10 protein-coding genes are annotated in these 12,289 nt (G+C 64.8%); 8 read left to right on the top strand and 2 right to left on the bottom strand.

From position 1 onward, the window contains the following. Positions 1–17: 17 nt before the first annotated feature. On the bottom strand, positions 18–1,166 hold the full coding sequence (locus tag AB7G19_RS27730) for an ABC transporter substrate-binding protein (protein WP_063984213.1): 1,149 nt from the start codon (positions 1,164–1,166) through the stop codon (positions 18–20). Positions 1,167–1,785: 619 nt separating this feature from the next. Between AB7G19_RS27730 and AB7G19_RS27725 the strand changes: the two genes are divergently transcribed. Genes AB7G19_RS27725 through AB7G19_RS27695 form a run of 7 tightly spaced genes read left to right on the top strand, consistent with a single transcriptional unit; the run spans position 1,786 to position 9,158 of the window. After that, complete coding sequence (locus tag AB7G19_RS27725; RefSeq protein ID WP_441268432.1) at positions 1,786–2,568, top strand: aspartate/glutamate racemase family protein; 783 nt, start codon at positions 1,786–1,788, stop codon at positions 2,566–2,568. A 16-nt stretch (positions 2,569–2,584) separates the two neighbouring features. After that, a complete protein-coding gene (locus AB7G19_RS27720) occupies positions 2,585–3,013 on the top strand; it encodes an organic hydroperoxide resistance protein (protein WP_441268851.1) in 429 nt (142 codons plus the stop codon). A 24-nt stretch (positions 3,014–3,037) separates the two neighbouring features. Continuing rightward, on the top strand, positions 3,038–4,216 hold the full coding sequence (locus tag AB7G19_RS27715; RefSeq protein ID WP_441256666.1) for a thiolase family protein: 1,179 nt from the start codon (positions 3,038–3,040) through the stop codon (positions 4,214–4,216). Further along, entirely contained in the window at positions 4,213–5,454 is a 1,242-nt protein-coding gene (locus tag AB7G19_RS27710; protein WP_441268431.1) for an SDR family NAD(P)-dependent oxidoreductase, read from the top strand. Before AB7G19_RS27715 ends, AB7G19_RS27710 begins: the two co-directional genes overlap by 4 nt. 35 nt (positions 5,455–5,489) lie before the next feature. Next, complete coding sequence (locus AB7G19_RS27705) at positions 5,490–6,272, top strand: cyclase family protein (protein WP_441268430.1); 783 nt, start codon at positions 5,490–5,492, stop codon at positions 6,270–6,272. A gap of 57 nt (positions 6,273–6,329) precedes the next feature. Then, positions 6,330–7,487, top strand: a complete 1,158-nt coding sequence (locus tag AB7G19_RS27700; RefSeq protein ID WP_441268429.1) for an ABC transporter substrate-binding protein — start codon at positions 6,330–6,332, stop codon at positions 7,485–7,487. Between the two features lie 9 nt (positions 7,488–7,496). Beyond that, positions 7,497–9,158: an ATP-dependent acyl-CoA ligase gene (locus AB7G19_RS27695; RefSeq protein ID WP_441268428.1), complete on the top strand. Its 1,662-nt coding sequence runs from the start codon at positions 7,497–7,499 to the stop codon at positions 9,156–9,158. 12 nt (positions 9,159–9,170) lie between these two features. Here AB7G19_RS27695 and AB7G19_RS27690 read toward each other — a convergent pair whose 3' ends face one another. After that, on the bottom strand, positions 9,171–9,674 hold the full coding sequence (locus tag AB7G19_RS27690) for a MarR family winged helix-turn-helix transcriptional regulator (protein ID WP_028149405.1): 504 nt from the start codon (positions 9,672–9,674) through the stop codon (positions 9,171–9,173). 290 nt (positions 9,675–9,964) lie between these two features. Here AB7G19_RS27690 and AB7G19_RS27685 point away from each other — a divergent pair, with 290 nt between their 5' ends. Then, on the top strand, positions 9,965–12,283 hold the full coding sequence (locus tag AB7G19_RS27685; protein ID WP_441268427.1) for a bifunctional salicylyl-CoA 5-hydroxylase/oxidoreductase: 2,319 nt from the start codon (positions 9,965–9,967) through the stop codon (positions 12,281–12,283). Positions 12,284–12,289 lie beyond the last annotated feature (6 nt).

The following is a 12,289-nucleotide window of genomic DNA, read 5'->3' as shown; positions in this document are numbered from 1 at the left end:
CGGGGCCATTGATCCGGTTATGGCGCGTACTTCCAGGCGCCGCCGGTCAGGCGCACCACGACGAGCGAGCGCTCGTCGACACCGGTGACCGCACCGGGCTTGAAATTGTAGACGGCATGCACGCCCGGCAGCTCCTTGGTGCTGAGGATCGCGTCCCGCAGCGCCGTGCGGAATTCCGCCGTTCCGGGCTTGGCGGTCTTCAACGCGCGCTCGGCGGCGTTGGCGAAGATCAGCCAGGCGTCGAAGGAATAGGCGGAGAAGCCGTCGGTGGTCGGGATGTTATGCGTCTTCTGGTATACGCTGCGGAAATCCAGCGCGATCTTCTTGGCAAAGTGCTCGTCGGGAAGCTGCTCGGCGACGATCACGGGACCCGCGGAGACCTGAATGCCGTCGGCCGCCTTGCCGCCGACGTTGACGAAGTCCGGATTGACGAGTGCCACCGTGCCGTAGGTGTTTCCCTTGAAGCCCCGCTCGGCGAGCGTGAGGAGCGGCAGCGCGCCTTGCGTACCCGAGCCGCCGTCCAGCACGGCGTCGGGACGTGCGGCCATCACCTTGAGAATCTGCGCGGTGACCGAGGTGTCGGTGCGGGCATAGCGCTCGTTGGTCTGAATCTTGATGTCGCCGGCGGCCTCGGCGGCCTTGGCGCCGTTGTAGACGAGGTCGCCCCAGGCATCGGAGAAGCCGACATAGCCGATGTTCTTCATGCCGTCGCGCTTCATGCGGTCGGCGACGATCTTGACGAGGAGAGAGGCCGGCTGCGGCACCGACACCACCCACTGCTCCGGCGTATCCGGCAGCTTGCCGATCGGCGAGACCGCGATCATCGGCACTTTCAGCTCGCTCGCCACCGCCGCCATGGCGATGGTCGAGGGCGCCGTGGCCGTGCCGATCAGGAGGTCCACCTTCTCTTCTTCCACCAGCTTGCGCGCATTGCGGGTCGCGGCCGACGGGTCGGAGCCGTCGTCGAGCTGGATCAGGCGAATGGTCTCGCCGTTGATGGTCTTCCTGTATTCATAGGCGGCATTGATGCCGCGCCCATAGGGGATTCCGATCGACGAGCCGTTGCCGCTCAGCGAGGTGACGAAGCCGATGGTGATGTCGGCCTGCGCAGCCGGCGCTGCGAAGAGTCCGGCGACAAGTGCGAGTAGGCTCAGAGTCTTGCGCATACGCGTTCTCCTCCGTTGGTGCTGGATAGGAATGCCTCGAAGCTGCCGTGCGGGGAGCCCGAACGACGAACGAACTGATTGAAAGCATTGCTGCAGCGCCGAAATCCGGGCGCTCCCGAAGAGGGTTTGCTCGGCCGGATCTCAGCGGCCATGGCGCTGGTTGCCGCTCGAACGACAGGCCCATCGGCAGATGCGGGCGGGACTTTCCCGAAGCAACGAAAGGCCGTTGGCCCGGCCGCGATGCGCGGCCGGCGATGCTGTTGCTGCCGGCTGTTCGAGCACGGCGACTGTCCACACGATCGAGTCTCTCAAAATCGGTGCCCTGCAACATCCACCGGTCCCTGGCCGGCGAGGAATTACTTAAAGCCTAAAGTATTGTTGGTGGAGCCGTCAACACGTGTCACGGCTCTGTCAGAAAAAATGTTGTTGCATACAATTTCGCCAGAGTGCGGCGGCTCAATGCCGATCGAGCGTACGAAAAGGCCGGGCTTCCCTTGCGGTGGCGTTGGCCGTCGGTGGCGACGCCGAGTGCATTTGACGCGTGAATTAGTTTATGATTGAAATATATTTATCGGCCGTCGACGACCGATCCTCCGATCACCGCCTGAGGAGAAGGACGATGCGCATCTTCTGGCAGAGCTTCGTTGATGCGAGCGTGAACGCGCCCTACATGGCGCGGCTGTCGGAATACCTCAACAACATCGCTGCATCGGGCACGACAGTTCACGTCGAGGGCATTTCGCCGCCCGACCGGGAGTTCGGACGGCTCGCGGAATTGCGCTGCGCCGTCCAGGCGATCGACAACGGCATCGCAGCCGAGGAGGGCGGGTTCGACGCCTTCGTGATGGGACATTTCCAGGATCCCGGACTCTACGAGTTGCGTTCGGCGCTCGACATCCCCGTGATCGGGACTGGCGAGGCGACGTTGCTGGCGGCCTCTCAGCTCGGTCGGAGGCTCGGCCTTGTGACGCTCGATCCCGTCTTCGAGGTCTGGCACTACGAGCAGGCCGAGCGTTATGGCCTCGGCGATCGCGTGGTCCATGTGACCGGCCTTGGCTGCAAGCCGGCGGATTTCGCCGATGCCTTTGACGGAGATGAGGCCGCGCAAGCCCGCATGATCAAGGACTTTGTCGCCTGCGCACGCCCGCTGATCGAGCACGGCGCCGACGTCGTTATCCCCGCCGGCGTACTGCCGGGCCTTCTGATCGGAAGGGAGCATGGCCTGAAGGTCGGGCACGCGCCGGTGGTCAATTGCGCGGCGGTGGCGCTGAAAAGTGCCGAGATGTGGGTGCAGCTCCGGCAGCTCAATGGCACCGAGCCCAGCCGCGGGCCGAGCTTCAAGCGAGCCAGCGCCCAGGCGCGCGACGATTTCCGCGCACTGCTTGCTCGCAACAGCCGCTAGGACTGGAGAGTGAATGATGATGACTCCCGAAAAGATCCTGTACGAGACCGAGGTGACGGCGATCGGCGGCCGGGACGGCAAGGCCGCTAGCGCCGACGGCCTGTTGTCGGTATCGCTGTCCGTGCCGAAATCGCTGGGCGGTCCCGGGGGCGAAGGCACCAACCCCGAACAGCTCTTTGCGGCCGGTTACGCTGCCTGCTTTCTCGGTGCGGTCAAGCTCGTCGCGCGCACCCGGACGGGCGTCCCATCCGCTGAGCCGTCAGTGACCGCGAAGGTTGCGATGGGGCCGGTTCCCGTCGGATATGCGCTCGCCATCGAACTGAAGGTCAATCTGCCCGGTGTCGAGAGGTCGGTGGCCGAGGAGGTCGTCGCGGGCGCGCACGAGCGCTGTCCCTATTCGAATGCAACCCGCGGCAATATTGCCGTGAAGCTGACGGTCATCTGAGACAATGAACGAGGCGGGCGGTTGGTGACCAATACCTTGCGCACACCGTACGACGGCGTCGTGATTGCGGCGCCCGTCACGATTCCCTATGTGCGCTACTCCATCGAGAGTGCACAGTGGTGGATCGGCCGGGCACTGAGTACGCTCGTTGCGCAGGCCGGCATCAAGGCTTCCGACATCGACGGTCTGTGCGTCTCCAGCTTCACCATGGGCACCGACAGCGGGATCGGGCTGACGCAGCATTTCGGGCTCTGCGTGCGATGGCTGGATACGATTCCGCTCGGTGGCGCCAGCGCCATCGCAGGCTTGCGAAAAGCGGCGCGCGCGGTTCAGGCGCGCGACGCCGACATCGTGGCGTGCATCGCCGGCGATACCAACCACGTCGATTCCTTCCGGCTGACGCTGGAGAACTTCTCGCGCTTCAACCAGGATGCCGTCTATCCCTATGGCGCGGGCGGCGCCAATGCGAGCTTCGCGCTGATTGCGCGCAACTATATGCGGAGCTTCGGCGTCACGCGTGAAGATGTCGGCAGGATCGCCGTCGCCCAGCGCGCCAATGCCCTGCGCAACCCGCATGCGCTGATGAAGACGCCCCTGACGATGGAGCAGTATCTGGCGGCACGGCCGATCTCCGATCCCATCCATCTCTTCGACTGCGTGATGCCATGCGCCGGCGCCGAGGCCTTCCTGGTGATGCGGGACGAGACCGCGGCTTCGCTCGGGCTGACGGCAGCACGGCTGCTTTCGACGATCGAGCGGCACAACGCCTTTGCTGATGATCCGATGCAGGTCCGCGGCGGCTGGGCAATGGACGTCGGCGAGCTCTATGCGATGGCCGGCGTGAAGCCCGACGATCTCGATGTCGTGCAGACCTATGACGATTACCCCGTCATCACGATGATGCAGTTCGAGGATCTCGGCTTCTGCAACAAGGGGGAGGGGGCCGAGTTCGTGCGCCAGCACGATCTCACCATCGACGGTGACTTTCCGCACAATACTTCGGGCGGACAGCTCTCGGCTGGGCAGGCCGGCGCCGCCGGCGCCTATCTCGGTCTCGTCGAGGGACTTCGGCAGGTTCTGGGGACTGCAGGCCCCACCCAGGTCACGAATGCGAGCCTCGCCTTGGCCTCGGGGTTCGGTATGATCAACTATGACCGTGGTCTCGCCTCGGGCGCCGCGATCTTTGCAGGGCCGTCGCGATGATAGAGCCGATCAAGCCGCCCCGGCGCAAGAACCCGCTGTTGCGGACGCGGCTGCCTGCTTCGCCGCCGCGACCGCGCAGCAGGACGTCGCATGGGTTTACGCGGGCAGCCGCCGAGGGCCGCTTCATGCTGCAACGCTGTGACGCCTGCGGTTCTTTTGCTTATCCGGCGCGGGAGGCCTGTCCGTCTTGCCTGTCGGCCGGCCTTGCCTTCGTCGATGCGCCACGACGAGGTATTCTTCTTGCCGAAACGACTGCGCGCGTGCCGAGCGATGTCTATTTCCGCGAACGGGCGCCCTGGCGCATCGGCCTCGTGAAGATGGAATGCGGTCCGACGATTGTGACGCACCTCCATGCCGACTGCGTGGAGAGGGCACCGGTCCGCATGTCGTTTCAACTCGACAAGAGCGGCCAGGCAGTGGCCTTTGCCCATCCCGAGGGGGGGACTCCCAACATGGCAGACGACAAGCAATGGCGGGAAATGACGGCCGATCCGAAATTCCGGCGCGTGCTGGTGACCAACGGTCGGAGCGTGATCGGTCAGGAGGCCGTCGCAGCCTTGAAGGCCGCAGGCGCCAAGACGGTGTTCGTCGGCATTGCCGAACCGTGGCGGCCTTTCGCCGGCGAGCAGCTGCTGCGCGGTCAGGACGGAATCGAAATCGTGACCCTTGACGCCGCCGACGAGAAATCTACGGCCGATCTCGCGGCCGACATCGGCGGCAAGGTCGACATCCTCGTCAACACGACGGAATATGTGCGGCCGGGCGGCCTGCTCGACCGCAGGGGCACGAGCATCGCGCGTGACGAGATCGACCAAGCCTATCTCGGCTTCATCAACCTCGCACAGGCCTTCGGCCCTGCCATGCGGATGCGGGGTGCCGATGGCCTCAACAACAGTGCCGCGTGGGTCAACATTCTCTCGGTCCACGCGCTGGCGAACTGGCCTGCCTTTGGCGCCTACTCGGCCTCGCAAGCGGCGTGCCTGTCGCTCTCGCACTGCCTCCGTGCCGAACTCAGGCCCGGCGGCGTCAGGGTGATGAATCTGTTCACCGGGCCCGTCGACACCGAGTGGTTCCAGACCGTACCGCCGCCGAAGGTCGCGCCGCGCGCAATCGCGCAGGCGATCGTGTCGGGTCTCAAAGGCGGGCTCGAGGAGATGTATGTCGGAGATGTCGCCGAAGAAATCCGGCAACGTCTCGCGGCCAATCCGAAAGCGCTCGAGCGCGAGCTGGACAGGTGACAAGCGGGATTTCAACCAAGCCGGAGGACGTGACGATGCAGAACAACAATCTCCTGGAGCTGGCGGGTGCGGTTTCTTCCGGCGCGGTGCGCGTCGTCGATCTGACATTTACGCTCAGTCCGGATTTTCCGGTCATCGTGCTGCCGCCGGAGTTCGGCCAGGCCGCGCCGGTCCGCATCCAGGAAATCTCGCGTTATGATGGTCGCGGTCCGGCCTGGTACTGGAACAACGTCACGTTCGGCGAGCACACCGGCACGCATTTCGACGCGCCGATCCACTGGTTCACGGGCAAGAACCTGCCGAACAATGCCGTCGACACGATGCCGACCAAGGACATGATCGCGCCGGCCTGTGTGATCGACTGCTCCGCGCAGGCGGCGCAGGATCCCGATTTCCTGCTGGCCGTCCCGCTCGTCGAAGCCTGGGAAGCAAAGCACGGCCGGATCCCCGAGCGGAACTGGGTGCTGCTCAGGACCGACTGGTCGAAGAAGGGCTGGCGCGACTATTCCAATCTCAGGGATGACGGCGCACACACGCCCGGCCCCAACGCGGCCGTCATGAAGTGGCTGGTGGAGGAGCGCGGCGTCATCGGGTTCGGCACCGAGACCATCGGTACGGATGCGGGGCAGGCCGGTCATTTCGAGCCGCCTTATCCGGCGCATCATTTCCTGCACGGCGCCGGACGCTACGGCCTGCAATGCCTGTGCAACCTGGATCAGCTTCCGGCCACAGGCGCCGTCATCGTGGCCTCGCCGCTGAAGATCCAGAACGGCTCCGGCAGTCCGCTTCGCGTCATCGCGCTGGTTGCGTCGACCTGAATCCAATCCATGGCGCTTGCCAATCGGAATAAGACATCCTCACGAAAGACAGGTGCCATGAACTTGATCAAGAGCCTGCTGGCTTCCACTGCATTGCTTCTCGCCGTCCCGCAAATTGCTCAGGCCGAGATCCTCGTCGGCTTCGTCACCGGTCTCAGCGGGCCGGTATCCTCGATCGGCATCCCGAATGCGAAGGGCATCGCCGCGGGAGAGGCCTATGTCGGTGAGATCGGCGGCGAGAAGGTCCGCGTCATCCAACTCGACGACGCTTCCGATGCCACCGCTTCGGCGCGCAACGCGCGCAAGCTCGTCGAGCAGGAGAAGGTCGATATCCTGATCGGAACGTCGGGCGCGCCGCAGACCCTGGCGATGGCGACCGCCGCGATCGAGATGAAAGTGCCGATGATCGCAGTCTCCCCGATCGCGCCGGTGCCGCCGGGCGACGGCGGCCCCTGGGTCGTCCAGACGCCGCAGCCGACGCCGCTTCTGGTGCAAGGCATCGTCGACCACATGAAGGCGAAGGGCTTGAAGACCGTTGCCTTCATCGGCTTCTCCGATGCGTTCGGCGACCTCATGTACAACTCGCTCGAGCAGAGTGTGAAGATGACCGACATCAAGATCATTGCCAACGAACGCTACGCCAGATCGGATTCTTCGGTCACGGCTCAGGTGCTGCGAGCACTCGCCGCACGTCCCGACGCCATCATGCTCGGCGGCACTGGAACGCCCGGCGCGCTGCCGGTCATCGCCTTGTCCGAGCGCGGATATAAAGGGCCGCTATACGGCAATCATGGACTGATCAGCGCCGATTTCCTGCGTCTCGCCGGCAAGGCCGCCAACGGCATCATCTGCCCGACCGGACCCGTGACCGCGGCGGAGCAGCTTCCGTCCAGCAATCCGATCCAGAAGGTGGCGCTGGATTTCCGCGCTGCCTTCGAGAAGGCCAACGGCGAGGCGCCGACGGATTCATTCTCGTCCTATTCCTTCGACGGCTGGCTCGTCTTCGCCGATGCCGCCAAGCGCGCGATGGCAACCGGTGCCAAGCCCGGTTCGCCGGAATTCCGCACCGCGCTTCGTCAGGCGCTGTTCACGACCAAGGAGGTCGTCGGGACGCAGGGCGTCTACACCTACACGCCGGCGGATCGGCACGGCGTCGACGATCGCTCGCGCGTCATGGTCCAGATTGAGAACGGCAAATACAAGCTGTTGCCCTGAGACGGGAGCATGATCGTGACGGAGAACGCGCCGGTGAACGTCAGCGACGCGGTCGGCCGGGAGAACGTGACGCCGGCCTGGGCGTGTGCAGTGACGTCGTTTCCGCCGTCGGACCGCATCCTCTCAACGATGCTCACGCGGCAGGCCGAGCGCTATGGCGAGCGCGTGCTGCTCGACGCCGGTGAGACGCGCTGGAGCTTTGGGCAGACCGCGGCGATCGCGGCCGCGTCGGCCCAGGCGCTCGTCGACGCCGGGATCAGGCCGGGCGATCGGGTCGCGCTGATGTGTTCGAACCGTCCGGAGTTCCTGCAGGTCTATCTCGGCTGCGCATGGCTTGGCGCCATCGCGGTCCCGATCAATACCGCGCTGCGCGGCTTCCAGCTCTCCCACATCTTCCGCAATTCGCGTCCCGCGCTCCTCGTCGTCGAGGCTCAGTTCGTCGACGCGATCGAGAGTGTCGAGGCGGGTGTCGACCTGCCACCTCGCGCCTGGATCGTCGGAGCTGCCGCCGGTGCAGTCGATGCCCGGCTTTCCGCCGTACCGTTGCCGGCGCTCGGAGCCGCAGCCTCGGCGGGTGCCGTGCGTCCCGGCGATACCGTTGCGATCCTCTACACCTCGGGCACGACAGGGCCAGCGAAGGGTGTGTGCTGTCCGCAGGCGCAGCTGTTCTGGTGGGGCATTTATTCGGCGCGGGCGCTCGGCGTCCGCGAGGGCGATGTGCTGTTCACGACACTGCCGCTGTTTCACACCAACGCGCTCAATGCGTTCTATCAGGCGCTCCTGAACGGCTGCACCTACGTGCTGGAGCCGAAATTCTCCGCGTCCGGCTTTTGGGCCGCCGCGCAACGGCATAAGGCGACGGTCGGCTATCTGCTCGGTGCGATGGCGTCGATGCTGCTGGCGCAGCCGAAGAATGCGAACGACAAGGCGCATCGTCTTCGCGTTGCGCTTGGCGGCGGCGTACCGCCGCAAATCCACGGTCCGTTCCTTCAGCGGTTTGGCGTGCCGCTGGTCGACGGCTACGGGTCGACCGAGACCAATTTCGTGTTCGCGGGCACGATCCCGTCGGATCGTCCGGGAACGATGGGCTATCTGGCCGACGGAATCGAGGCGCGGATCGTCGATGAAAACGATTCAGCGCTTCCTGACGGGCAGGCCGGCGAGCTCGTGCTTCGCGCCGGAGAACCCTTTGCTTTCGCCACCGGCTATTTCGGCATGCCGGAGAAGACGGTCGAGGCCTGGCGAAATCTGTGGTTTCACTCGGGCGATCGGGTCGTTCGCGATGCTGACGGACATTATCGCTTCATCGACCGCATGAAGGATTCCATCCGCAGGCGTGGCGAGAACGTATCCTCATGGGAGGTCGAGCAGACCATCCAGTCCCATCCCACGGTCGCCGCCTGTGCGATCTACCCGCTGCCGTCGGAGCTGGGCGAGGACGAGGTTGCGGCTGCGATCCTGCTCGAACCGGGCCAATCGCTGGAGCCCGTCGACATCGTCAGGCATTGCGAAGGGCAGATCGCCTATTTCGCCATCCCGCGCTATGTGCGCATTCTGAGCCAGATGCCGTTGACTGAGAACGGCAAGATCAAGAAGGGCGTGCTGCGCGAGGCGGGCATCACCACGGATACCTGGGATCGCGAGGCGGCCGGAGTGAAGGTGCGGCGCTGACTGTCGGTCCGCTCAGGGTTTTTGCAGGGCGTCCCTGACGGCACCCTTGAGGTCGTCGAGTTCGCCGATCAATCCGTCGAACCGGTCCGCCGGGAAATCCGCCAGCAGCTCGGCAAGCCACGCGCCGTGGCTCTTGGCCATCCGTCTGAAGGTCTTGCGGCCTTCGACCGTCATGCAGACAATCTGCACGCGGCGGTCGAGGTTCGAGGGCGTGCGCGTGATGTATCCGTCCTCGACCAGGCGGTCCACGATCGGCGTGAGGTTCCCGGCCGAGACCATCAGGCGCTTGGGCAATTCTCCCAGCACAAGCCCGCTCGGTTCGCGGTCGAGCTGGGCCAGAACATCGAAGCGGGGCATCGTGAAATCGAACTCTTCGCGAAACCGGCGCCGCAACTCGCCTTCGATCAGGGTCGTGCAGGCGAGCAGCCGGAGCCAGACCCGCGTTTGAGCCCTGTACTCGGCGTCCTGATCCGCCCCATTCTTTGAAACAGGCGTGGACTCCTTCGCGAGTGCCAATCGAATCTCCCGGGCTTGGTGGCCTGACGAAAGCCGGCGCAGCTGTCGTGGTCATTGGCAAGATAGTTCGTGCCAAAAGTAAATTCAAGGCTGCGCCCGAGCGGCTCGGAATCGGCGCTGCCGTGTGTCCAATTTACACTGAATCTCCAGATCGACGCCGCGGAGACCAGCCCGTGGGCCGGGTCTTTGCAGAACCGCCTTGACAAGACGCGCGCCGAGGAAATATTTTATGCTTAAAATAATTTGGGTGAAAGCTCGGCACACGGCGCGACGCGCGAAAGCGAGGGATCATGCGCATAGTCTGTATCGGCGGCGGCCCGGCCGGTCTCTATCTGGGCCTGCTGATGAAGCGCCGGCACCCGGAGCATGTCATCACGGTCGTCGAGCGCAACAAGCCCTACGACACGTTCGGCTGGGGCGTCGTGTTCTCGGATGCCATGATGTCCGCGATGCGCCTTGCCGACCCCGAGAGCGCGGCCGAGATCGAGGACGCCTTCAATCACTGGGACGACATCGAGCTCGTCTTCAAGGGGACGCGCCAGCGCACGACGGGCCATGGCTTCATCGGTATCGGGCGCAAGCATCTGCTCAATATTCTTCAGCGGCGCTGTGAAGCGCTGGGTGTCGAGCTCGTCTTCGAGCGCGAGGTCGAATCCGATCTCGAATACCCCGACGCCGACCTGATCGTCGCCTGTGACGGCGTCAATTCCAGGATCCGCGCTCGCTATGCCGAGCAATTCCAGCCCGACATGGTGATCCGGCCCAACCGCTTCATCTGGCTCGGCACCAAGAAGGCGTTCGACGCCTTTACATTTGATTTTCAGAAGACCGAGCACGGCTGGTTCCAGGCGCACATCTACAAGTTTGATGCGGAGACCTCGACCTTCATCGTCGAGACCACGGAAGAAGCCTACAACGCCCACGGGCTTGGCGAGCTCGATCAGCAGGCCTCGATCGAGTTCTGCGAAAAGATCTTCGCCGAGACGCTCGATGGCGCGAAGCTCCTGACCAATGCGCGCCATCTGCGCGGCTCGGCCTGGCTCAATTTCAGCCGCCTGATCTGCGGCAAATGGAGCGTGTTCAACGGCAAGTCTCATGTCGTGCTGATGGGGGACGCCGCGCATACCGCGCATTTCGCGATCGGCTCGGGCACCAAGCTCGCGCTCGACGACGCCATCGAGCTTGCCAACCAGTTCGATCGCCATGGCCACGGTCGCGCCGGCATCGAAACCGTGCTGGACGCGTACGAGGAGGTGCGCCGCGTCGACGTGGCGCGCATCCAGAATGCGGCGCGCAACGCCATGGAATGGTTCGAGGTGGTCGGCCACCGCTATGCCGATACGCTCGAGCCGCCGCAATTCTTCTATTCGATGCTGACGCGCTCGCAGCGCATCAGCCACGAAAACCTTCGCCTGCGTGATCGAACCTGGCTGGAAGGTTTTGAGCGCTGGTTCGCCGCGCGGTCGGGCATTGCGGTCAAGGATGGCGAGCGGGTGCCGCCGCCGATGCTGACACCGCACCGTGTGCGGGGACTGACCCTTGCGAACCGGATCATGGTCTCGCCGATGGCGATGTATTCGGCGCAGGACGGGCTCATCGACGACTTCCACGTCGCTCATCTCGGCGCGCGCGCCATGGGCGGCGCCGGGCTGGTCTTCGCCGAGATGACCTGCGTCTCGCCCGATGCGCGGATCACGCCGGGCTGCCTCGGGCTCTGGAACGATGCGCAGGCGGCGCAGTGGCGCCGCTTGGTCGAGCTCGTCCATGGCGTCGGGCATGCCAAGGTGGGGATTCAGCTCGGCCACGCCGGCCGCAAGGGCGCGACCAGGGTGCCCTGGGAAGGGATCGATCAACCCCTTGAATCCGGAGACTGGCCGCTGATCTCGGCCTCAGCCCTGCCGTATCTGCCCCACAGCCAGTTGCCGCGGGCGATGGACCGCAGCGACATGGAACGCGTGCGCGACGATTTTGTCGCGGCAACACGTCGTGCCGCTGCCGCCGGCGTCGAATGGCTCGAGCTCCATTGCGCGCACGGTTATCTGCTGTCGAGCTTCCTGTCGCCGCTGACCAACCGGCGCACGGACGAATACGGCGGCAGCCATGAAAACCGCGCGCGCTTTCCGCTGGAGGTGTTCAAGGCGATGCGCGCGGTGTGGCCGTCCGACCGGCCGATGTCGGTGCGCCTGTCCTGCCATGATTGGACCGACGGCGGTAACATTCCGGCCGATGCGGCGGTCTTCGCTGCGATGTTCAAGGAGGCCGGGGCGGACCTGATCGATTGTTCGTCGGGGCAGGTCTGGAAGGACGAGCGGCCGATCTATGGACGCCTGTTCCAGACGCCGTTCGCCGACCTGATCCGCAACGAGGTCGGCATTGAGACCATCGCAGTCGGTGCGATCTCCGAGGCCGATCACGCCAATTCGATTCTCGCGGCCGGCCGCGCCGATCTCTGCGCCATCGCGCGGCCGCATCTTGCCGACCCGGCCTGGACGCTGCACGAAGCCGCGCGCATCGGCATCACCAAGGTCGAGTGGCCGAAGCAATATCTGTCCGCCAAGGGACAATACGAAACCAATCTGGCGCGCGCGGCGGCAGCTGGCGCGCAATGAGCGGAG

This window comes from Bradyrhizobium sp. 215_C5_N1_1 (assembly GCF_052075935.1).
Lineage (GTDB): Bacteria > Pseudomonadota > Alphaproteobacteria > Rhizobiales > Xanthobacteraceae > Bradyrhizobium > Bradyrhizobium barranii.
This window is presented reverse-complemented; position numbering and strand designations above follow the sequence as displayed.